At 58.8% G+C, this 20633-nt stretch carries 22 protein-coding genes and 1 pseudogene; 18 read left to right on the top strand and 5 right to left on the bottom strand.

Annotation, left to right across the window (positions count from 1 at the left end; genetic code table 11):
* Window positions 1-62 precede the first annotated feature (62 nt).
* From ytfR to yjfF, 3 genes are read left to right on the top strand one after another with little or no spacing between them, the layout of a single operon-like run.
* The gene (gene ytfR, locus R0140_RS24500; protein WP_317703917.1) at window positions 63-1565 is read left to right on the top strand and encodes a galactofuranose ABC transporter, ATP-binding protein YtfR; all 1503 of its coding nucleotides are present in this window, start codon (window positions 63-65) and stop codon (window positions 1563-1565) included.
* Window positions 1566-1575: 10 nt separating this feature from the next.
* The gene (ytfT, locus tag R0140_RS24495) at window positions 1576-2601 is read left to right on the top strand and encodes a galactofuranose ABC transporter, ATP-binding protein YtfT (RefSeq protein WP_032741395.1); all 1026 of its coding nucleotides are present in this window, start codon (window positions 1576-1578) and stop codon (window positions 2599-2601) included.
* Complete coding sequence (yjfF, locus tag R0140_RS24490; RefSeq protein ID WP_002886825.1) at window positions 2588-3586, top strand: galactofuranose ABC transporter, permease protein YjfF; 999 nt, start codon at window positions 2588-2590, stop codon at window positions 3584-3586. Before ytfT ends, yjfF begins: the two co-directional genes overlap by 14 nt.
* Before the next feature lie 42 nt (window positions 3587-3628).
* Here the strand turns inward: yjfF and fbp are convergent, their stop codons facing one another.
* Window positions 3629-4627 carry a class 1 fructose-bisphosphatase gene (fbp, locus tag R0140_RS24485; RefSeq protein WP_008807144.1) on the bottom strand — a complete coding sequence of 333 codons (999 nt, stop codon included), beginning with the start codon at window positions 4625-4627 and terminating at the stop codon, window positions 3629-3631.
* A gap of 175 nt (window positions 4628-4802) precedes the next feature.
* On the opposite strand from fbp, the gene mpl reads away from it, so the two are divergent.
* On the top strand, window positions 4803-6176 hold the full coding sequence (mpl, locus tag R0140_RS24480; RefSeq protein ID WP_032741397.1) for a UDP-N-acetylmuramate:L-alanyl-gamma-D-glutamyl-meso-diaminopimelate ligase: 1374 nt from the start codon (window positions 4803-4805) through the stop codon (window positions 6174-6176).
* A 68-nt stretch (window positions 6177-6244) separates the two neighbouring features.
* Complete coding sequence (locus R0140_RS24475) at window positions 6245-6772, top strand: GNAT family N-acetyltransferase (protein ID WP_008807143.1); 528 nt, start codon at window positions 6245-6247, stop codon at window positions 6770-6772.
* Window positions 6773-6819: 47 nt separating this feature from the next.
* On the opposite strand, the gene R0140_RS24470 is transcribed toward R0140_RS24475, so the two are convergent.
* Window positions 6820-8028: an aldose 1-epimerase family protein gene (locus tag R0140_RS24470; RefSeq protein ID WP_023323523.1), complete on the bottom strand. Its 1209-nt coding sequence runs from the start codon at window positions 8026-8028 to the stop codon at window positions 6820-6822.
* Between the two features lie 184 nt (window positions 8029-8212).
* Here R0140_RS24470 and R0140_RS24465 point away from each other — a divergent pair.
* Window positions 8213-8328, top strand: a pseudogene (locus R0140_RS24465) (hypothetical protein).
* Between the two features lie 333 nt (window positions 8329-8661).
* Here R0140_RS24465 and yjgA read toward each other — a convergent pair.
* On the bottom strand, window positions 8662-9213 hold the full coding sequence (gene yjgA, locus R0140_RS24460) for a ribosome biogenesis factor YjgA (protein WP_004177664.1): 552 nt from the start codon (window positions 9211-9213) through the stop codon (window positions 8662-8664).
* 95 nt (window positions 9214-9308) lie between these two features.
* Here yjgA and pmbA point away from each other — a divergent pair, with 95 nt between their 5' ends.
* A complete protein-coding gene (gene pmbA, locus R0140_RS24455) occupies window positions 9309-10661 on the top strand; it encodes a metalloprotease PmbA (RefSeq protein ID WP_008807141.1) in 1353 nt (450 codons plus the stop codon).
* A gap of 36 nt (window positions 10662-10697) precedes the next feature.
* Window positions 10698-11084 (top strand): cytochrome b562, encoded by a 387-nt coding sequence (cybC, locus tag R0140_RS24450; RefSeq protein WP_002886893.1) that lies wholly within the window; start codon window positions 10698-10700, stop codon window positions 11082-11084.
* A 54-nt stretch (window positions 11085-11138) separates the two neighbouring features.
* On the opposite strand, the gene R0140_RS24445 is transcribed toward cybC, so the two are convergent.
* Entirely contained in the window at window positions 11139-11270 is a 132-nt protein-coding gene (locus R0140_RS24445; RefSeq protein WP_012543089.1) for a hypothetical protein, read from the bottom strand.
* 103 nt (window positions 11271-11373) lie between these two features.
* On the opposite strand from R0140_RS24445, the gene R0140_RS24440 reads away from it, so the two are divergent.
* The 10 genes from R0140_RS24440 to R0140_RS24395 all read left to right on the top strand — a co-directional run bounded on the left by R0140_RS24440 (window position 11374) and on the right by R0140_RS24395 (window position 20142).
* A complete protein-coding gene (locus R0140_RS24440; RefSeq protein WP_008807140.1) occupies window positions 11374-11712 on the top strand; it encodes a PRD domain-containing protein in 339 nt (112 codons plus the stop codon).
* A gap of 10 nt (window positions 11713-11722) precedes the next feature.
* Window positions 11723-12085: an SFCGS family glycine-rich protein gene (locus R0140_RS24435; protein ID WP_004206501.1), complete on the top strand. Its 363-nt coding sequence runs from the start codon at window positions 11723-11725 to the stop codon at window positions 12083-12085.
* 2 nt (window positions 12086-12087) lie between these two features.
* On the top strand, window positions 12088-12387 hold the full coding sequence (locus R0140_RS24430; protein ID WP_004206503.1) for a DUF4312 family protein: 300 nt from the start codon (window positions 12088-12090) through the stop codon (window positions 12385-12387).
* 21 nt (window positions 12388-12408) lie between these two features.
* Entirely contained in the window at window positions 12409-13185 is a 777-nt protein-coding gene (locus tag R0140_RS24425; RefSeq protein WP_002886897.1) for a DUF4311 domain-containing protein, read from the top strand.
* A 13-nt stretch (window positions 13186-13198) separates the two neighbouring features.
* On the top strand, window positions 13199-13843 hold the full coding sequence (locus tag R0140_RS24420; RefSeq protein WP_004152267.1) for a DUF4310 family protein: 645 nt from the start codon (window positions 13199-13201) through the stop codon (window positions 13841-13843).
* Between the two features lie 113 nt (window positions 13844-13956).
* Window positions 13957-15090 carry an amidohydrolase/deacetylase family metallohydrolase gene (locus R0140_RS24415; protein ID WP_032736729.1) on the top strand — a complete coding sequence of 378 codons (1134 nt, stop codon included), beginning with the start codon at window positions 13957-13959 and terminating at the stop codon, window positions 15088-15090.
* Window positions 15074-16192 carry a DgaE family pyridoxal phosphate-dependent ammonia lyase gene (locus tag R0140_RS24410; protein ID WP_032741400.1) on the top strand — a complete coding sequence of 373 codons (1119 nt, stop codon included), beginning with the start codon at window positions 15074-15076 and terminating at the stop codon, window positions 16190-16192. Before R0140_RS24415 ends, R0140_RS24410 begins: the two co-directional genes overlap by 17 nt.
* Window positions 16189-16929, top strand: coding sequence for a 2-dehydro-3-deoxy-phosphogluconate aldolase (dagF, locus tag R0140_RS24405; RefSeq protein ID WP_032741402.1), 741 nt, complete (start codon window positions 16189-16191; stop codon window positions 16927-16929). Before R0140_RS24410 ends, dagF begins: the two co-directional genes overlap by 4 nt.
* 125 nt (window positions 16930-17054) lie before the next feature.
* On the top strand, window positions 17055-18209 hold the full coding sequence (locus R0140_RS24400; protein WP_032741404.1) for a lactonase family protein: 1155 nt from the start codon (window positions 17055-17057) through the stop codon (window positions 18207-18209).
* Window positions 18210-18231: 22 nt separating this feature from the next.
* Window positions 18232-20142, top strand: a complete 1911-nt coding sequence (locus R0140_RS24395; RefSeq protein WP_032741411.1) for a BglG family transcription antiterminator — start codon at window positions 18232-18234, stop codon at window positions 20140-20142.
* 17 nt (window positions 20143-20159) lie between these two features.
* Here R0140_RS24395 and nrdG read toward each other — a convergent pair whose 3' ends face one another.
* Entirely contained in the window at window positions 20160-20624 is a 465-nt protein-coding gene (nrdG, locus tag R0140_RS24390; protein WP_022065402.1) for an anaerobic ribonucleoside-triphosphate reductase-activating protein, read from the bottom strand.
* Between the last annotated feature and the right edge of the window lie 9 nt (window positions 20625-20633).

Genomic DNA, 20633 nt, shown 5'->3' with positions numbered 1-20633 from the left:
TAACCCCGGGAAGCCCAGCGCGACCCGGGGTAACCTGACATCATTTAAAGGTGACATCGATTATGAGCGCCGAGGCACACCAGGAGATCCTTCGCACCGAAGGACTCAGTAAATTCTTCCCCGGCGTTAAGGCGCTGGATAACGTCAACTTTAGCCTGCGGCGCGGCGAAATCATGGCCCTGTTGGGCGAAAACGGCGCCGGAAAATCGACGCTGATCAAAGCGCTTACCGGCGTTTATCATGCCGATCGCGGCACCATCTGGCTGGAAGGCCAGGCTATTTCGCCCAAAAATACCGCCCATGCCCAGCAGCTGGGGATTGGCACCGTCTACCAGGAAGTGAACCTGCTACCCAATATGTCGGTGGCGGATAACCTGTTCATCGGCCGTGAGCCGCGGCGGTTTGGCCTGCTGCGACGCAAAGAGATGGAGGCGCGGGCGACGGCGCTGATGGCCTCCTACGGCTTTTCTCTCGACGTGCGCGAACCGCTGAACCGCTTTTCGGTGGCGATGCAGCAGATCGTCGCTATCTGTCGGGCCATCGACCTGTCGGCCAAAGTGCTGATCCTCGACGAGCCCACCGCCAGCCTCGATACCCAGGAGGTGGAGATGCTGTTCACCCTGATGCGCCAGCTCAGGGATAACGGCGTCAGCCTAATCTTCGTCACCCATTTTCTCGACCAGGTCTATGCGGTCAGCGATCGCATCACCGTGCTGCGCAACGGCAGTTTCGTCGGCTGCTGCGAGACTCGCGAGCTACCGCAGATTGAGCTGGTGAAAATGATGCTGGGTCGCGAACTGGACCACAATGCCCTGCAGCGGGCGGGCCGTACCCTGCTGAGCGATAAGCCGGTGGCGGCGTTTGAAGGCTACGGTAAAAAAGGCACTATCGCGCCGTTCGACCTGCAGGTCCGTCCGGGCGAAATTGTGGGCCTCGCCGGCCTGCTGGGTTCCGGACGCACGGAAACCGCCGAGGTGATCTTCGGTATTAAAACGGCGGATAGCGGGAAGGCGTGGATCAAAGGCAAACCGCAGACCCTGCGCTCCCCGCATCAGGCTTCCTGCCTCGGGATCGGCTTCTGTCCTGAAGATCGCAAAACCGACGGCATTATCGCCGCCGCTTCGGTGCGGGAAAATATCGTCCTGGCCCTGCAGGCGCAGCGCGGCTGGCTGCGGCCGATCCCCCGGCGTGAACAGAACGAGATCGCCGAGCGCTTTATTCGCCAGCTGGGGATCCGTACCCCGAGCGCGGAGCAGCCGATCGAGTTTCTCTCCGGCGGCAATCAGCAGAAGGTACTGCTCTCCCGCTGGTTGCTGACCAAACCGCAGTTCCTGATCCTCGATGAGCCGACCCGCGGCATCGACGTCGGCGCCCATGCGGAAATTATTCGCCTGATTGAAACCCTCTGCGCCGATGGTCTGGCGCTGCTGGTTATCTCCTCTGAACTGGAGGAGCTGGTGGGTTACGCCGATCGGGTCATTATCATGCGCGATCGCCGACAGGTGGCGGAGATCCCGCTCGCCGAGCTCTCTGTACCGGCGATCATGAACGCTATTGCGGCATAAGGAGTAACTCATGATGCCTCGATCTCTTTCGCAAACCGGCCCTGAGAAGCGACGCTTCAGCTGGCCGAAGGGCACCCCGCAGATCATTGCCTTGCTGCTGGTTCTGCTGGTCGACAGCCTGGTCGCGCCCCATTTTTATCAGGTGGTGCTCCAGGATGGCCGCCTGTTTGGCAGCCCGATCGATATTCTTAACCGCGCCGCGCCGGTGGCGCTGCTGGCCATCGGCATGACGCTGGTGATCGCCACCGGCGGTATCGATCTGTCGGTGGGGGCGGTGATGGCGATTGCCGGCGCGACGGCCGCCTCAATGACCGTCGCCGGGCACAGCCTGCCGGTGGTGGTGCTGGCCTCGCTGGGGGCCGGTGCGCTGGCCGGGCTGTGGAACGGCATCCTCGTCGCCGTCCTTAAGATCCAGCCTTTTGTGGCGACGTTGATCCTGATGGTGGCCGGGCGCGGGGTCGCGCAGTTAATCACCGCCGGACAGATCGTCACCTTTGATTCCCCGGCCCTGGCATGGCTCGGCAGCGGATCGTTTCTGCTGTTTCCAACGCCGGTGATCATCGCTGCCGCCACCCTGCTGTTGTTCTGGCTGTTTACCCGTAAAACGGCGCTGGGCATGTTTATCGAAGCGGTGGGGATTAACATCCGCGCGGCGAAAAACGCCGGTGTGAATACCCGCATCGTGGTGATGCTGGCCTATGTCCTGAGCGGCGTCTGCGCAGCGATTGCCGGGATCATCGTGGCGGCGGACATACGCGGCGCGGATGCTAATAACGCCGGGTTGTGGCTCGAACTGGACGCCATTCTGGCGGTGGTCATCGGCGGCGCCTCCCTGATGGGCGGGCGCTTCAACCTGCTGCTGTCGGTGGTGGGGGCGCTGATTATCCAGGGAATGAATACCGGCATTTTGCTTTCTGGCTTTCCGCCGGAGCTCAACCAGGTGGTGAAAGCGGTGGTGGTGCTGTGCGTACTGATTGTCCAGTCGCCGCGCTTTATCGGTTTACTGAAAGGGGTACGCGGCCATGATAAAACGTAATTTACCGTTGATGATCACCCTGGCGGTGTTTGTACTGGGCTATCTCTACTGCCTGACGCAGTTCCCCGGCTTTGCCTCAACGCGGGTGATCTGCAATATCCTGACGGATAATGCCTTCCTCGGGATCATCGCCGTGGGCATGACCTTTGTGATCCTCTCCGGTGGGATCGATCTGTCGGTGGGGTCGGTGATCGCTTTTACCGGCGTCTTCCTCGCCAAAGCGATTGGCTTTTGGGGAATATCGCCGCTGGTGGCGTTTCCGCTGGTGCTGGTGATGGGCTGCGCCTTCGGTGCGTTTATGGGGCTGCTTATCGACGCGCTGAAGATCCCGGCTTTTATCATCACGCTTGCCGGCATGTTCTTCCTGCGCGGCGTCAGCTATCTGGTGTCGGAGGAGTCGATTCCGATTAACCATCCGGTCTACGACACCTTGTCCGGGCTGGCATGGACCATCCCCGGCGGCGGTCGTCTCAGCGCCATGGGGCTATTGATGCTGCTGGTGGTGGTGGCCGGTATTTTTGTCGCCCATCGCACCCGCTTTGGCAACCAGGTGTATGCCATCGGCGGCAACGCGACGTCGGCGAATTTAATGGGGATTTCGACTCGCAGCGCCACGATCCGTATCTATATGCTTTCCACCGGGCTGGCGACGCTGGCCGGGATCGTCTTTTCCATTTATACCCAGGCGGGCTATGCGCTGGCGGGCGTCGGCGTGGAGCTGGACGCGATTGCCTCGGTGGTGATCGGCGGTACGCTGCTCAGCGGCGGTGTTGGCACCGTGCTGGGAACGCTGTTCGGGGTGGCGATCCAGGGGCTGATTCAGACTTACATCAACTTCGATGGCACCCTCAGCTCATGGTGGACGAAAATTGCGATCGGTATTTTGCTGTTTATCTTTATCGCGCTGCAGCGTGGGCTGACGGTGCTGTGGGAAAATCGGCAGAATGCGGCGGTGACGCGGGTGAGCGGAGCGGGGAGTCGCTGACAGGGAACTCCCTTCCCGCAAGGCGGGAAGGGAGGGCAGGGATCAGGCGTCCGGGAATGCTTTAATGAAGTTCTCGACGTCTTCAACCATGTGGTTGTTACCGACAAAGAAGGAGCGGCGCTGGTGCAGGCTTTCCGGGATAATATCCAGAATACGCTCTTTACCGTCGCTGGCCTTACCGCCCGCCTGTTCGGCGAGGAAGGCCATCGGGTTGCATTCATACAGCAGGCGCAGCTTGCCGTCCGGGTGGCTGGCGGTGCTCGGATACAGGTAGATGCCGCCCTTCAGCAGGTTACGGTGGAAGTCCGCCACCAGCGAGCCGATATAGCGTGAGGTATAAGGACGCTGAGTCTCTTTGTCCTCTTCCTGGCAGTACTTAATGTACTTCTTCACGCCCTGCGGGAATTTGATGTAGTTGCCTTCGTTGATGGAGTAGGTATTGCCCTTCTCCGGGAAGCGCATGCGCTCCTGACACAGACAGAAGACGCCGAGGGACGGGTCGTAGGTGAAGGCGTGGACGCCGCAACCGGTGGTATATACCAGCATCGTCGAAGAGCCGTAGACCACATAGCCCGCGGCCACCTGCCTGTTACCCGGCTGCAGGAAGTCTTCTTCTGTCACCGGCGTGCCGACAGGCGTGACGCGGCGGTAGATAGAGAAGATCGTTCCGACAGAGACGTTAACGTCGATGTTAGAGGAGCCATCCAGAGGGTCCATCAGCACCACGTATTTGGCGTGTTCACACCCTTCGAAGACGACAATTTCATCTTCTTCTTCGGAGGCGATCCCGGCAACAATATCGCGTGCTCGCAGTGCGGCTTTTAATTTTTCATTAGCGAACAGATCGAGTTTTTGCTGAACCTCGCCCTGAACGTTTTCAGCACCGCTGGCACCCAGGATATCGACCAGACCGGCCTTGTTGATATCGCGGTGGATGATCTTGGCGCCCAACTTTATTGCTGACAACAAAGCAGTCAGCTCACCGGTGGCGTGGGAGAACTCGTGCTGCTTTTCAACAATAAACTCACCTAACGTTTTCATAACTCGTTCCCTGCATTTTTATGTTGAGTAAAACGAACGCAACAATCTTAACAAAGAATCAAAAAAGTGCGCACTGGTGAATCGCGCCAGCAAAATACAGATTCGCCTGAAATGCATTTCGCCAGGGCCCGGGATATGGGTAAAATGTGCCCCGGATAAGAGAAGGAAATGACGAATGCGCATTCATATTTTAGGAATCTGTGGCACGTTTATGGGGGGCCTGGCCATGCTGGCGCGCTCCCTCGGTCATGAGGTAACAGGGTCGGATGCTAACGTCTATCCGCCGATGAGCACCCTGCTGGAAAACCAGGGGATTGATTTAATTCAGGGTTATGACCCCAGTCAGCTGGAGCCCCGGCCGGATCTGGTGATCATCGGTAATGCCATGACTCGCGGCAACCCGTGCGTTGAAGCGGTGCTGGAAAACAATATTCCGTATATGTCCGGCCCGCAGTGGCTGCACGACTTCGTGCTGCGCGATCGCTGGGTGCTGGCCGTCGCCGGGACCCACGGCAAAACTACCACCGCCGGGATGGCGACCTGGATCCTCGAAGCCTGCGGCTATAAACCGGGCTTCGTGATCGGTGGCGTACCGGGGAACTTTGATGTTTCCGCACGCCTGGGCGACAGCCCGTTCTTTGTGATTGAAGCCGACGAATATGACTGCGCCTTCTTCGACAAGCGCTCCAAGTTTGTTCACTACTGCCCGCGGACGCTGATCCTCAACAACCTTGAGTTCGACCACGCGGACATCTTTGACGACCTGAAGGCGATTCAGAAACAGTTCCACCATCTGGTGCGTATCGTGCCGGGCAAAGGCAAAATCATCCTGCCGGAGAACGACATCAACCTGAAGCAGGTGATGGCGATGGGCTGCTGGAGCGAGCAGGAGCTGGTGGGCGAGCAGGGCCACTGGCAGGCGAAGAAGCTGAACGCCGACGCCTCGCAGTGGGAAGTGCTGCTCGACGGCGAAAAGGTTGGTGAAGTGAAGTGGGCGCTGGTCGGCGAGCATAATATGCATAACGGCCTGATGGCGATTGCCGCGGCGCGTCACGTCGGCGTGCTGCCGGCGGATGCCGCGAACGCGCTGGGCAGCTTTATCAACGCCCGCCGTCGCCTGGAGCTGCGCGGCGAAGCCAACGGCGTCACCGTGTATGACGATTTCGCCCATCATCCGACGGCAATCCTCGCCACGCTGCAGGCGCTGCGCGGCAAAGTGGGCGGCACCGCGCGTATTCTCGCCGTGCTGGAGCCGCGCTCTAACACCATGAAAATGGGCGTCTGCAAAGACGATCTGGCGCCGTCTCTCGGTCGCGCTGATGAAGTGTTCCTCCTGCAGCCGCAGCATATTCCTTGGCAGGTGGCGGAAGTGGCGGAAGCCTGCGTCCAGCCGGCCCACTGGAGCGCCGACGTCGATACCCTGGCGGAGATGGTGGTCAAAACCGCCCACCCGGGCGACCATATCCTGGTGATGAGCAACGGCGGCTTCGGCGGCATTCATCAGATGCTGCTGGATAAGCTGGCGCAAAAAGCGGCCGCGGCAGAATAAGCGCGAATGCCTCCGATCACTGCCCTCCGTGTGAGGGCAGTTTTGTTTTCGCCACCAGGGATTGTGCCATGCTGACCTGCGAAAGATTACGTTCTACCGACTCGCCCCATTTCGCCACGCTGGACGCGCTCTACGCGCGCGCCTTTCCGTGGCACGAGCAGCGCGAAAGCGACGCCAAACTTCAGGCGCTGAGCCACCCGCGCTACGCGCTGGAAGCGTGGTTCGATGAGGGCGTATTTATCGGCCTCAGCGGCTGCTGGCAGTTTGCCGGCTACGGTTATATCGAACATCTGGCGATCGACGATACGCTGCGCTCCCGCGGCTATGGTAAACAGCTGCTGGCGCAGATCCTGACGCGCGCGCCGCTGACCATTCTGGAAATCGATCCGCTAACCACGGCAATCGCTCATAAACGGCTGCGCTTTTATCAGTCGATGGGATTTCATGCCAATGCGTGGGCGCATCATCACCCGAGCTATCATCAGGGCATCGCGGATCATGAGTTGCTGGTGCTGAGCTACCCGCAGCCGATCGATGAGCGACAGTACCAGCAGTTTGCCCGGGATCTCGGGCGCGAGGTGATGGGGCGGGAGTAGCCCGGAACGGGGCGTCGCCCAGCTCCGGGAATTCACTGGTTACAACCTTACTCTTTGGCGATCGGCGTCTCGTTCTCCGCGACTTTATTGTCGCCCTGAATCTGCGCGATTTTCTGCTCAACGGCGGCCACCTGAGCGCTGTCGTGCAGCAGGGTGTAGGTCAGATCAAACTGCGCGCTGGCGCCCGGCTGCAGCTGCTTCACGCGTTTTTGTTCGCGTTCAATGGTGACCGGATAGGCGTAGCTGGTGCCCGGTTCGATACCGGTGACGTAGCCCTGTTTGATGGTGTCGGTGTTTTTCCATAGCGTCAGGACCGGCAGCTGACGGGTATCAAACTGAATGGAGGCCCCTTTATCGCCCGCTTTGTTGACCACCGCGGCCAGGGTCTGGTGATTTTCATCGGCCAGCGGCTGAATATTAAATACCATCTCGTCAAAATCTTTGGTCGGTCCCTGATAGGTCTGCCAGGTTTTTAACCCGCTCTTCGCGTAATCATTGAACGGGCTGATGCTGGACATCGGGGCGAGGAAGCGCGCGCCTTCTTCCAGAATCGGGGTGCCGAAGTTGCTGTGGTAGATAATCTGATAATCATGCGGATAGTCAGCATGGTTGGTTAAGACATCATGCAGGCTGAAGCTGTTGCTGCCCGGCACGTAGCGCAGTTCGGTCAGGGTCTGCAGATCGGCTTTTTTGAAGGTGCTCTCTTTCACCAGGCCGCGGATGCGGATTTCATACGGCGCGCTGTCAGCCACCTCGACTTCTACCCGCGAGGCCGGAGTGTTGCCCGCCTTGCCGTGCAGGGTATAAATCTGCCCGTCCGCGGTCACCGGATGGCCGGTCCATTCATAGCCGCAGCGGACCATCATCTCGTTGAATCCTTCCAGCCAGCCGAGTCCATTGCGGCTTTCCAGGTTGATAAACGCCGGGTTGACGACCTCTTTAACCGGCGAATCCCAGCCCATCCGGCTGCCGAAACCCTCAATACGCAGTAAGTTCATGCCACGGGTTGGGCTGAGAGTGATGGTCAGGCCGTCTTTACTGTGAATGGTGAGGATTTTGCTGCCTTCCTGCTTACCGCCGTGCAGGACTTTTTGCTCAATGCTGAACGCATGGTCTTTTACCTTCAGCTGATCGCTGCTGATCTGCCAGTTTCCTTTATCCATGCCCTCTTCAGCGTTCGTCAGCACCCATGTTTTTGCCGCGGCTGAGCCAGAAACCAGCAGGGCGATCGTCGTCAGAACCAATGTCTTTTTCATTTTTATTCCCTTTTTGCTGAATCGATTGTGTCATTGACGTGTGAAATCTACCGGCATGGGGGTGATTAAAATGTGAAGCGCCTCACCTGGTGAGAAAGTGGCCGTTTTTATGATGTTAAATGAGATGAAAGTCGTATTATTTTGCTAAGTAATGCGTATATATCACCAGGATATGTGATCTATATTGTTTTTAGCTTTAACGATTCAGCTTGGCAACACGGCAAAAAACAAACGTATCGTCGTGCGGATGAGGGGACTCATCCGAGGCGACGGGAATCCCCCTGCTGGCGCAAGCCTTAGAACTGGGGTGAAGGTAGGCCGGATAAGGCGTTAGCCGCCATCCGGCACAATGACGGGAACGGAGTCTGATGCAGGTTGCCCGGCGGCGCTGCGCTTGCGCGGGCCTACGGTGTTGAGTAACCGTTTGATATACAGGGCTCCGTAGGCCGGATAAGGCGTTAGCCGCCATCCGGCACAACGACGGGAACGGAGTCTGGTACAGGTTGCCCGGCGGCGCTGTGCTTGCGCGGGCCTACGAAACAGAGTAACCGGTTGATATATAGGGATCTGTAGCCCGGATAAGGCGCAGCGCGCCGCCATCCGGGAGACGATTGCGGGCAAAAACAGCGGGACTTAGCCTTCGTTTTCCGCCAGTTCACGCAGATACTGGAAGATCAGGCGCGCCGATTTCGGCGGCTTGTTGCCTTCTTTCTCTTTCTTCGCATTGCGGATCAGCGAACGCAGCTGCTGACGGTCAGCATCTGGCCACAGGTTCAGCACTTCAGCGACAGCGTCATCCCCATCGTCAATCAGTCGGTCGCGGATCTGCTCCAGCTTGTGGAACAGCGCAACCTGCTGGTTGTGACGGTTTTTCAGCTTGTCCAGCGCCTGACGAATCGGATCGACATCGCGGTTGCGCAGCATCTTACCGATAAGCTGCAGCTGGCGGCGGCGACCCTCTTTTTTGATTCGCTGGGCGAGTTCGATGGCGTCGCGCAGGTCAGTATCCAGCGGAATTTTATCCAGCGCGTTTTTCCCCAGGTCAACGAGTTCCGCGCCAAGACGCTTCAGTTCTTCCGCGTCGCGCTTAATTTCACTCTTACTGACCCAGATGATTTCATCATCTTCATCTTCAACGTCATCACCGGGCACGTCGTCGAGCCAGTCTTCGGGCTGCTTTGTCATCTCAGGCTCCTTAAAAAAAGAGGCTAATGTTACCAGTTAAGGCGCGCACTGAAAAACGGTTCTCTGTTAGACTTCAGTTAACTCCTTCTTACATTATGGCATTAGCAATGAAAGTCATCTCTCAAGTTGCACAGCAGCGTAAGACGCTGGAAGAAGCCGTTACCACGGCACTGGAACTGGCGGCAGGTAAATCTGACGGTGCGGAAGTCTCCGTCAGCAAAACGACGGGCATCGGCGTCAGCACCCGCTATGGCGAAGTGGAGAATGTAGAATTCAATAGCGATGGGGCGTTAGGCATTACGGTTTACCATCAGAACCGCAAGGGCAGCGCCTCTTCCACCGATCTTAGCCCGGACGCCATCGCCCGCACCGTACAGGCGGCGCTGGATATTGCGCGCTACACCTCCCCGGATCCGTTTGCCGGTGTGGCCGATAAAGAGCTACTGGCCTTTGACGCCCCGGATCTGGACCTGTTCCACCCGGCGGAGGTCTCCCCGGACGAAGCCATCGAACTGGCCGCCCGCGCGGAGCAAGCGGCGCTGAAGGCCGATAAACGCATCACCAACACCGAAGGCGGCAGCTTTAACAGCCACTACGGCATCAAAGTGTTCGGTAACAGTCACGGCATGCTGCAAAGTTACTGCTCGACTCGCCATTCGCTCTCCAGCTGCGTCATCGCGGAAGATGATGGCGATATGGAGCGCGACTACGCCTACACCATTGGCCGGGCGATCGAGGATCTGCAGTCCCCGGAATGGGTCGGGGAAGAGTGCGCTCGCCGCACCCTGTCGCGTCTGGCGCCGCGTAAGCTGTCGACCATGAAGGCGCCGGTTATTTTCGCCAACGAAGTGGCGACCGGGCTGTTTGGCCACCTGGTCGGAGCGATTGCCGGTGGTTCGGTATACCGCAAATCCACCTTCCTGCTCGATTCGCTGGGCAAACAAATTTTGCCAGAGTGGCTGACCATCGAAGAACATCCGCACCTGCTGAAAGGGCTGGCCTCCACGCCGTTCGACAGCGAAGGCGTGCGCACCGAGCGTCGTGACATCATCAAAGACGGCGTGCTGACCCAGTGGCTGCTGACCAACTACTCGGCGCGTAAGCTGGGGATGAAAAGCACCGGCCACGCCGGGGGCATCCACAACTGGCGCATTAACGGCCGCGGCCTGAGTTTTGCAAAGATGCTTAAAGAGATGGGCACCGGTCTTGTGGTTACCGAACTGATGGGGCAGGGTGTCAGTGGCGTCACCGGCGACTACTCACGCGGCGCATCCGGCTTCTGGGTAGAAAACGGCGAAATTCAATATCCTGTCAGTGAGATCACCATTGCAGGAAATCTGAAAGAAATGTGGCGTAATATCGTGACCATTGGCGATGATATTGAAACGCGCAGCAACATTCAGTGCGGTTCTGTGCTGCTGCCGGAGATGAAAATCGCCGGGCAATAACACCTGTTTGCTTAAATAATAAAAAGGAAGTGAGCAATGCGTAAAAAACTGTTAGCGATGCTGGCTGTCTCTGCTTTTGCGCTCGGTTCAGCGTCGGCCTTCGCCGACCTGGGCGAAGACATGGACACTCTGGCAGAAAACCTGCAAGTGGTACAGAAGACCTCCGACGCCGGCGAGCTGAAAGCGGCGCTGAATAAGATGCGTACCGCCGCGGTCGATGCCCAGAAAGAGACCCCGCCGAAGCTGGAAGGCAAAGCGGCCGACAGCGCTGAGATGAAAGATTACCGTCATGGTCTGGATATTCTGATCGGCCAGATCGACGGTGCGCTGAAGCTGGCGAACGAAGGCAAGGTGAAAGAGGCGCAGGCCGCCGCGGAGGAGTTTAAAACCACCCGCAACACCTACCATAAGAAGTACCGCTAACCGTTCTTTTCGGGAGGCATCAGCCGATGCCTCCCGCCTGAAAGCCTACCGATATCACATTTTTCCACTCTCTTTTTCCGGCCTTTCCGCTGCCGCGGGCGCCTTGTCCACGCTCATTGTTGTGATACATCTCACGTCATAGCCGTCGTTTTTGCCTTTTCCCTGTGAATATGTGGGGTCGATCACGCCTGCCGTCTCCCTTTCCACTTCGAAGTGGAAAACAACTCGCTACAAACTCCCATCCCCCGGCGCTACCTTGATTTCCAGAGACATCAGCGGGGTATCAGAAGTGAATAACGGAGCGGTAATACACGACGAAGGGGAGCAGGCAGCGCAGACCGAACGGCTGGCTGACAAGATGCTGCAGCAGGTTTACGCCTTGTTAAACCGTCACGGCATCGTCCCTAACGACGTTCAGGAGCAAATGCTGACTTCCCACGTGCGGGCCATGGCCCACCGGTCAATCAGTGGTGAACCGCTGCCGGAAGTGGATGCCAGCCTGTTCGAAGAGATTTCACCAGATTCAATGACGCTGGCCCGCGAAGTGGTCGCGCAGTTCGGCAACCTGCCCGATGAAGAGGCCTGGCTGCTGTCCGTCCATTTCGAAGTCGCAAAAGAAAACCTGTAAGGAGCAAAACATGGAACAAATCACCGTAGTCATTGGCGACCGTCTGGGTAAAGGCCAAAAAGTCGCTGCAGGCGCTGAGAAAGCGGGCGCACGTGCTGTGGTCGTCCCTGGCGTTGCTGCCGATATGAAGCTTGGCGACATGATGAAAGCGGAAAACGCTACCTTCGGCATCTCCTTCTGCGGCAGCGGCGGCGCCGGGGCCATCACCGCCCAGACCAAATACGGCTACAAAGCGAAATATGGCATGCGTTCGGTGGAAGAGGGCGTCACTGCCATCAACGAAGGGTGCAACGTGCTGGGCTTCGGCTTTATGGATAAAGAAGAGCTGGGCGAGCGCCTGGTAGAAGCCTGGAAAAAGAAATACGGCGCATAAGTATGAAAGAGCAATTCACCACCACGGTGAGGGTTGCCGGCAAAGGCGAAAGCAAATCACGGGCCTTCGCCGATGCCCTGAACCATGTGCAGGCTGCGGTGATGAAAACCTCATCGCACATTCTGCTGCGTATTGAGCCACAGGACGTGACGGTTGTTCATGCGCGCGAAGCGGTACGAAAAGAGGCCTTCCTGTTCTTCTTTTTGCGCCGTGAACGACGGACCTACAGCGTGGAGCTGGACGTCACCGTCAACGTGACCGCCATCGATCTCGATAAAGTGGATTTCGTCACGCAAACCTGATTGTTAGCAAAGGGTCTGACTATGTTCCTGATAATTTTAATAAAATCGCTCATCATCGGCGGCCTGGTCGGCGTCGGCGTGGGCGCCGGAGCGGCACGCATGTTTCACGCCCCTACCACCCAGGGGATGGGGGCGTTTCGAACCCTGGGCGAGCTGAATTCCTGCGAAGGCGATCCGGCTTCCCACTTCTCCTTTGGCCTCGGTTTCTTCTTTAACGCCTGGGCCTCTTCCGTGGCAGCAGGCTCCTTCACCCAGGATGTTGACCACCGCATTATCCCCAACTGGGGCGCGGCGGCGCTAATGCTGAAAAATCGTAACGTCGGCGAAACGCTGCACGATCCGAAAAAAATGGCCATCTCCTGCGGCATCATCGGCATGATTGTCGTCGCCTTCCTCAACCTCACCGCCTCGTCCGTACCGGAAGCGCTGCAGGTGACCGCGGTTAAGGTCCTGGTGCCGGCGGCAAACCTGCTGGTGAACACCGTGATGCCGGTGATCTTCTGGCTGGCGGCTATCGATGCCGGTAAGAAATCAGGCTTCTGGGCGACGATTTTCGGCGGCGCCGCGCAGCTGATTATGGGTAACGCCGTACCGGGTCTGGTGCTGGGGATCCTGATCGGTAAAGGCGTCGAAGAGAGCGGCTGGAACCGGGTGACTAAAGTGATGATGGTGGCCATCGTCGCGCTGTTTGTCCTCAGCGGCTTCTTCCGCGGCTTCGACATGAAGATGATCGAATCCTTCCATCTGACCGTGCCGAACTGGCTGGACATGATCCACAACTCACTCAGCGGCAAGTAACGGGAGCCTGATAATGGAACAGAATAAAGGTTTTTGGTATGCCGACTGGTCGTTCCCGATCTTTGTTGGCCTGCTCTCCTCCGGCGTCTTCGCCGGGACGCACATGTACTACCTGTACGGCATCGGCGCCTTTAACGAAGTGGCCTTCGTGGCCATGCTGAAGTCGGGGATTGATACCGGCGTTTACGGCGCGGTGGCGGCGTTTGGCGCCAGCTTCCTGTTCGCCCGCATCATCGAAGGGTCGCTGGTGGGGATCCTCGATATCGGCGGAGCGATACAGACCGGTATCGGTCTTGGCGTACCGGCGCTGCTGCTCGGCGCGGGCTTTGTCTTCCCGGTGGCGAACTTCGCCGCCTCGCTGGTCACCGGCCTGGTCCTTGGTCTGGCAGTGGGTTACATCATCATTCTGGCGCGTAAGTTCACCATTAACCAGAGCGATTCCACTTACGGCGCCGACGTGATGATGGGGGCCGGTAATGCCTCCGGCCGCTTCCTCGGTCCCTTGATTATCCTCAGCGCGATGACCGCCTCGATTCCTATCGGGATTGGCTCGCTGGTTGGCGCACTGCTGTTCTACATCTGGCAGAAACCGATCACCGGCGGCGCCATCCTCGGCGCGATGATCCTCGGCTCCATCTTCCCGGTGGCGATTAGCTAATCGCCCGATGGCGCTGCGCTTATCGGGCCTACACGTCAGCGCGATTGGTAGGCCGGATAAGGCGGTACGCCGCCATCCGGCAACAGATTCACCCTTTTCATCAGGAGATAGCTATGTTTGATTTACTCCTGCGCCGTGCGCGCCTCGTCGACGATACCCTGACTGATATCGCCATCCAGGACGGGAAAATCGCGGCGCTGGGCGAGATTAGCGCGCCCTCCCGCAACACCCTCGATCTGCACGGCAACAGCTACGTTAGCGCCGGCTGGATTGACTCCCACGTTCACTGCTACCCGAATTCACCGATTTATCATGATGAGCCGGATAGCGTCGGCATCGCCACCGGCGTCACTACCGTGATCGATGCCGGCAGCACCGGCGCCGACGACGTCGATGACTTCTATCAACTGACCCGTAAAGCGGCGACGGAAGTTTATGCGTTGCTCAACATCTCCCGCGTCGGGCTGATTGCGCAGAATGAGCTGGCGAATATGGCCAATATCGACGCCGCCGCGGTGAAGCAGGCGGTGCAGCGTCATCCTGACTTTATCGTCGGCCTGAAGGCGCGGATGAGCAGCAGCGTCGTCGGCGAAAACGGCATCACGCCGCTGGCGCGCGCCAAGGCCATTCAGCAGGAAAACGGCGATCTGCCGCTGATGGTGCACATCGGCAATAACCCGCCGAACCTCGATGAAATCGCCGATCTGCTGAGCAGCGGCGACATCATTACCCACTGCTATAACGGCAAGCCGAACCGCATTCTGAATCCTGCCGGCGAGCTGCGCAGCTCCATTACTCGCGCTCTGCAGCGCGGCGTGCGCCTCGATGTCGGCCACGGTACCGCCAGTTTCAGCTTTGAAGTGGCGCGGCGGGCGATTGCGATGGGCATTCTGCCGCACACCATTAGCTCCGATATTTACTGCCGTAACCGTATCGACGGCCCGGTGCGCTCGCTGGCGCTGGTGATGTCGAAATTCCTCGCCATCGGCATGACCCTGCCGCAGGTGATTGACTGCGTGACCGTCAGCGCCGCCGAGGGGCTGCGCCTGGCGCGTAAAGGGCGACTGGAAGCGGGCTTCGATGCCGATTTAACGCTATTTAGCCTGCAGCATCAGCCCACGTTATTGGTGGATGCCGAAAAAGAGAGCCTGCAGGCTGACAACATTCTGGTGCCGCTGGCCGCGATTCGCGCGGGCAAGGGCTATCTGACCGAACAAGGGAGCGCGGAACATGCCTTCGATTTTTGAGAAATACCATTTAAAACAAGTTATTAATACTTCAGGCCGGATGACGGCGCTGGGCGTCTCCACGCCGCGCCCGGAAGTGGTTGAAGCCGCGATGGCCGGTATGAACCAGTACTTTGAAATGAAAGACCTGGTGAATAAAACCGGCGAGTACATCGCCAAACTGCTGGATGTGGAAGGGGCGACCGTTGTCTCCTGCGCGTCGGCGGGGATTGCCCAGTCGGTAGCGGCGGTGCTGGTGAAAGACAGCGACTGGCTGCTGGAGAATCTGCACGTTACCCCGATTGAAAATAACGAAATCGTGTTGCCGAAGGGCCACAACGTCAACTTTGGCGCGCCGGTAGGCACCATGGTGGCATTGGGCGGCGGTAAGCTGGTGGAAGCGGGCTACGCCAACGAATGCTCTGCCCAACAGCTGGCGGCGGCGATCACTCCGCGCACCGCGGCGATTCTGTATATCAAATCCCACCACTGCGTGCAGAAAAGCATGCTCAACGTCGCGCAGGCCGCGGAAGTAGCGCGCCAGCATAACTTACCGCTGATCGTCGATGCGGCGGCGGAAGAAGATCTGCAGTGCTACTACCGCATGGGCGCCGATTTGGTTATCTACAGCGGCGCGAAAGCGATTGAAGGGCCGACCAGCGGGCTGGTCATCGGCAAAACGCAGTACGTTGAGTGGGTTAAGCGCCAGTCGATGGGGATTGGCCGGGCGATGAAAGTGGGCAAAGAGGGCATTCTCGGTCTGACCTGCGCCATTGAACACTACCTGACGGCGACCAAAGAGAGCGGTCAGCAGATGGTGGACAAGATGACGCCGTTTATCGAACAGCTCAACACGCTTAACGGCGTGACCGCCCGGGTGGTGTGGGATAGCGCGGGTCGCGATATCGCCCGCGCCGAAATCAAATTCAACGAAGCGGTGACCGGCGTGAAGACCGGCGATCTGGTTAACGCGCTGAAGCAGGGCGAATACGCCATCTACTTCCGCGGCTATAAAGCGAATGAAGGCATTATCGAAGCCGATGTCCGCAGCGTGAACGCGCAGCAGCTGGCGGTGGTTGCTCGCCGCATCGCGGAAGTGCTGAACAAGGAGAAACAAGCATGAAACTGACCCCAAACTTTCACCGTGATCGCGTGTGCCTGAACGTCCTGGCGGGCAGCAAAGACAACGCCCGCGAAATTTACGACGCGGCGGAAGGTCACGTCCTGGTCGGCGTGCTCTCCAAAAACTATCCGGATGTCGCCAGCGCGGTGGCCGATATGCGTGACTACGCGAAGCTTATTGATAACGCGCTCTCCGTCGGGCTGGGCGCAGGCGATCCAAACCAGTCGGCGATGGTGAGCGAGATTTCTCGCCAGGTGCAGCCGCAGCACGTCAACCAGGTCTTCACCGGCGTGGCTACCAGCCGCGCGCTGCTCGGGCAGAATGAGACCGTGGTGAATGGCCTGGTCTCGCCGACCGGTACGCCGGGAATGGTGAAGATCTCCACCGGCCCGCTGAGCAGCGGCGCGGCGGATGGCATTGTGCCGCTGGAAACCGCCATCGCGCTGCTGAAAGACATGGGCGGCAGCTCCATCAAATACTTCCCGATGGGCGGCCTGAAGCACCGCGCCGAATTCGAAGCCGTCGCCAAAGCCTGCGCTGCGCACGATTTCTGGCTGGAACCGACCGGCGGTATCGATCTGGACAACTACAGCGAGATCCTGAAAATCGCTCTCGATGCCGGGGTGAGCAAAATCATCCCGCATATCTACAGCTCGATTATCGATAAAGCCAGCGGCAACACCCGCCCGGCCGATGTGCGCCAGCTGCTGGAGATGACTAAACAGTTAGTGAAGTAGTGCTATTGCCGCTCATCCTAACTTTCTCCCGGAGGGAGAGGGAACCATCTGGTTTTCTCCCTCTCCCTTTGGGAGAGGGCCGGGGTGAGAGGCAACTTATCCCACCGAACCATCAAGGAGTTGCTATGCCTGTCGCTCGTCATCTGCTTGTCGCTTCACTGTCCCTGTTTGCCGCCGCCGCGGGCGCCGCGCAAACCCACTATGCCTGGGTAGGTACCTATAATCCCAATGGCGAAGGTCTGTACCGCTTTACCGTCGATGCCAACACCGGCGCGCTGCGTGACAGGGCGCTGGTGAGCGCGTTGCCAAACGTCGCGCAGCTGACCGTGTCGCGCGATGGCAAAACGCTGTATGCCGCCAGTGAAGTCGAAAAAGGCGTCGTGCAGGCGTGGCGCATTGAGAAGAATGGCGAGCTGACCGCGCTCAGCCAGGTTGCCTCCGGCGGCGCCGGGCCGGTGTATCTCTCCCTGACGCCGGATGGTAAACATCTGCTGGTGGCCAACTACGTCAGCGGGAGTATCGCCGTGCTACCGGTGAAAGAAGATGGTAGCCTGGGCGAGGCAGTGGACAGGCATCAGGATGAAGGCCCGGCAGGCGCCGAACGCCCGGCGGCGGCCGTCGAGGGCAGCTTCGCCATCAGCGATCACAATGGCCCGCACGCCCATATGATCGCCGCCGATCCCTGCGGGAAATTTGTTTATTCCACCGATCTGGGGCTGGATCGGATCTATCAGTACCGGCTGGATAGCGCCAGCGGCAAGCTGACGCCGAACGATCCGCCGTTCATCGCCGCTTCGTCGCCGGGCGCCGGCCCACGCCACTTCGTCTTTACGCCAAAGGGCGACGGCCTGTGGCTGATCAACGAAGAAGCGTCGACGCTGACTTTCTATCATCTGGATAAGCAAAGCGGCTTGCTGCGCGAAGGCAAAACCGTCTCCGCGCTGCCGAAAGAGTATAAGGGCACCAGCTTTGCCGCCGGTCTGGCGCTGAGCAACGATGGTAAGCAGCTGTATGTCGCCAACCGCCTGCATAACAGCATCGCCCACTTTACGGTGCAGGCCGACGGCCGCCTGAGCCACCAGGAGGATATCTGGACGCGTGGGGATTACCCCCGTACGCTGACCCTGGATAATCAGGGGCAGTGGCTGTACGTCATGAACCAGCGTAGCGATAATATTACCCGCTTCAGCGTGGCGCCGAAGGATGGCAAATTAACCTTTGCCTCCGACTACACGCCGGTTGGTAGCCCATCGCAGATGGTGATATCCGCCCAACCCTGAGCCGTAACCACAAGGAACTGACATGCGATTTCCCAACCAACGCTTAGCGCAACTCTTCACCCTGCTGCGGAATGAAACGCTGCCGCAGGATGAGCTGGCGCAGCGGCTGTCGGTTTCCACCCGTACTGTGCGCGCCGATATTACCGCCCTGAATGCGCTACTGGCGCAGTATGGCGCACAGTTTATCCTCAACCGCGGCAGCGGTTATCAACTGAAAATTGATAACCCGGCGAGCTTTCAGGCGCTGGAGGAGACGGCGCCGAAGACGCAGCACGTGCCGCGAACCGCCCAGGATCGCATCACGTTTCTGCTGGTGCGCTTCCTGACGTCGGCGTTCTCCATCAAGCTGGAAGATCTGGCGGATGAGTGGTTCGTCAGCCGCGCGACGCTGCAAAATGATATGGTCGAGGTGCGCGAGCGCTTCCAGCGCTATCAGCTCACCCTTGAAACCCGCCCGCGCCACGGCATGAAGCTGTTTGGTAGCGAGGTGTCGATTCGCGCCTGCCTGACCGATCTACTGTGGGAACTGACGCTGCAGGGCGGCATTCATCCGTTAATCGGCGCCGAGGCGCTGGAAGCGGATGTCCCTGCGCTGCTGGAGCCTGTGCTGCAGGAGACGCTCACCCGGCATCATATTCGCCTCACCGATGTCGGCGAGCGTTTTATCTGCCTGTACGGCGCAGTGGTGGTGCGCCGCGTTAGCGAAGGCTATCCGCTGGCCGATTTCAACGCCGAAGATGTGGCGCAAAACGTCCGCGACGCCGCGCGCGATTTGGCGGGAGAGCTACAGCGGCTGGCCGGAAAGCCCTTCTCGCCCGCTGAAGAAGAGTGGCTGTGCGTGCATCTCGCCGCCCGTCAGGTGCAGGACGTCGACCCGGAAACCATCAGCGCCGACGATGACGAAGCGCTGGTCAATTACATTCTGCGCTACATCAACAGCCAGTATAACTACAACCTGCTGGACGACGCCCAGCTGCACGCCGATCTGCTGACCCACATTAAGACCATGATCACCCGCGTGCGCTACCAGATCATGATCCCCAATCCGCTGCTGGATAACATCAAACAGCACTACCCGATGGCCTGGGATATGACCCTCGCCGCGGTCTCCAGCTGGGGGAAATATACTCCGTACACCATCAGCGAAAACGAAATCGGCTTTCTGGTGCTGCATATCGGCGTCGGGCTGGAGCGTCACTACAACATTGGCTACCAGCGTCAACCGCAGATGCTACTGGTCTGCGATACCAGCAATGCGATGGTACGGATGATCGAAGCGATCCTGCAGCGCAAATATCCGCAGCTGGAGATCGCCGCCACGATTTCCCAGCGCGAGTATGAACAGCGGGATGCGATCGAGGCGGATTTTGTTATCTCCACGGTGCGCATCAGCGAAAAAGACAAACCGGTGGTGACCATCGCGCCGTTTCCCACCGACTATCAGCTGGATCAGATTGGCAAGCTGGTGCTGGTGGACCGTACCCGTCCGTGGATGCTGAATAAGTACTTCGATGCCGCCCACTTCCGGGTGGTCGATAAGCCGATGGATCAGCAAACGCTGTTCGCCGAGCTGTGCCAGCAGCTGCTGGAGGAAGGCTTTGTTGACGCCGAGTTTCATGCTTCGGTGGTGGAGCGTGAGGCGATTGTCAGCACCATGCTCGGCGATGGCATTGCGCTGCCGCACTCCCTGGGACTGCTGGCCAAAAAGACGGTGGTTTATACGGTTATCGCCCCGCAGGGCATCGCCTGGGGCGACGAAACCGCCCATATCATTTTCCTGCTCGCCATCAGTAAGCGCGAGTACGAAGAGGCGATGGCGATCTACGATATTTTCGTGACTTTCCTGCGCGAGCGCGCCATGAGCCGCCTTGCCACGACCCGCAGCTTCAATGAGTTTAAAACGGTGGCGATGGAGTGCGTCAGCCGGTTTTGAGAGGCTGACGGAGGGGATTAACGCAAATGATGTACCACCTGGTTGCTGCTGCCGCGCCAGATCAGCGCCGGGTCTTTTAAATCCTGCACAAACTTACCGTCGACCAGCACGTTGATCAGGTTCACTACCTGCATCTGCGCCTCATTCAGCTCATCCAGTTTATAGCCGGTCCAGACCCAGATATCTTTGCCGGGGCATTCGGCGCGCACGCGCTGAACCAGCTTGAGGATCTCCGCGATGTTTTGCGGATGCAGCGGATCGCCGCCGGAGAGTGAAATCCCCTGGCGCTTGATGCGGGTATCGTTGAGGTCGGCAATGATGCGGTCGGCCATCTCAGCGGTAAACGGCATACCGGAGTTCACCCGCCAGGTGCTCTTGTTGTAGCAGCCGGGGCACTCGTGGACGCAGCCGGAGACAAACAGGGTGCAGCGGGTGCCGGGGCCGTTGACGATATCTACCGGGTAGTACTGATGGTAATTCATTTTTCGCTT

Origin of the sequence: Klebsiella sp. w6, from assembly GCF_033100215.1 — a bacterium.
Classification (GTDB): Bacteria; Pseudomonadota; Gammaproteobacteria; order Enterobacterales; family Enterobacteriaceae; genus Klebsiella; species Klebsiella variicola.
This window is presented reverse-complemented; position numbering and strand designations above follow the sequence as displayed.

What these genes read in the sequence shown, in the direction of transcription:
- ytfR (WP_317703917.1), top strand. Translation starts at nt 63, where the DNA reads ATGAGCGCCGAGGCACACCAGGAGATCCTTCGCACCGAAGGACTCAGT.
- ytfT (WP_032741395.1), top strand. Translation starts at nt 1,576, where the DNA reads ATGATGCCTCGATCTCTTTCGCAAACCGGCCCTGAGAAGCGACGCTTC.
- yjfF (WP_002886825.1), top strand. Translation starts at nt 2,588, where the DNA reads ATGATAAAACGTAATTTACCGTTGATGATCACCCTGGCGGTGTTTGTA.
- fbp (WP_008807144.1), bottom strand. Translation starts at nt 4,627, where the DNA reads ATGAAAACGTTAGGTGAGTTTATTGTTGAAAAGCAGCACGAGTTCTCC.
- mpl (WP_032741397.1), top strand. Translation starts at nt 4,803, where the DNA reads ATGCGCATTCATATTTTAGGAATCTGTGGCACGTTTATGGGGGGCCTG.
- R0140_RS24475 (WP_008807143.1), top strand. Translation starts at nt 6,245, where the DNA reads ATGCTGACCTGCGAAAGATTACGTTCTACCGACTCGCCCCATTTCGCC.
- R0140_RS24470 (WP_023323523.1), bottom strand. Translation starts at nt 8,028, where the DNA reads ATGAAAAAGACATTGGTTCTGACGACGATCGCCCTGCTGGTTTCTGGC.
- yjgA (WP_004177664.1), bottom strand. Translation starts at nt 9,213, where the DNA reads ATGACAAAGCAGCCCGAAGACTGGCTCGACGACGTGCCCGGTGATGAC.
- pmbA (WP_008807141.1), top strand. Translation starts at nt 9,309, where the DNA reads ATGGCATTAGCAATGAAAGTCATCTCTCAAGTTGCACAGCAGCGTAAG.
- cybC (WP_002886893.1), top strand. Translation starts at nt 10,698, where the DNA reads ATGCGTAAAAAACTGTTAGCGATGCTGGCTGTCTCTGCTTTTGCGCTC.
- R0140_RS24435 (WP_004206501.1), top strand. Translation starts at nt 11,723, where the DNA reads ATGGAACAAATCACCGTAGTCATTGGCGACCGTCTGGGTAAAGGCCAA.
- R0140_RS24430 (WP_004206503.1), top strand. Translation starts at nt 12,088, where the DNA reads ATGAAAGAGCAATTCACCACCACGGTGAGGGTTGCCGGCAAAGGCGAA.
- R0140_RS24425 (WP_002886897.1), top strand. Translation starts at nt 12,409, where the DNA reads ATGTTCCTGATAATTTTAATAAAATCGCTCATCATCGGCGGCCTGGTC.
- R0140_RS24420 (WP_004152267.1), top strand. Translation starts at nt 13,199, where the DNA reads ATGGAACAGAATAAAGGTTTTTGGTATGCCGACTGGTCGTTCCCGATC.
- R0140_RS24415 (WP_032736729.1), top strand. Translation starts at nt 13,957, where the DNA reads ATGTTTGATTTACTCCTGCGCCGTGCGCGCCTCGTCGACGATACCCTG.
- R0140_RS24410 (WP_032741400.1), top strand. Translation starts at nt 15,074, where the DNA reads ATGCCTTCGATTTTTGAGAAATACCATTTAAAACAAGTTATTAATACT.
- dagF (WP_032741402.1), top strand. Translation starts at nt 16,189, where the DNA reads ATGAAACTGACCCCAAACTTTCACCGTGATCGCGTGTGCCTGAACGTC.
- R0140_RS24400 (WP_032741404.1), top strand. Translation starts at nt 17,055, where the DNA reads ATGCCTGTCGCTCGTCATCTGCTTGTCGCTTCACTGTCCCTGTTTGCC.
- R0140_RS24395 (WP_032741411.1), top strand. Translation starts at nt 18,232, where the DNA reads ATGCGATTTCCCAACCAACGCTTAGCGCAACTCTTCACCCTGCTGCGG.
- nrdG (WP_022065402.1), bottom strand. Translation starts at nt 20,624, where the DNA reads ATGAATTACCATCAGTACTACCCGGTAGATATCGTCAACGGCCCCGGC.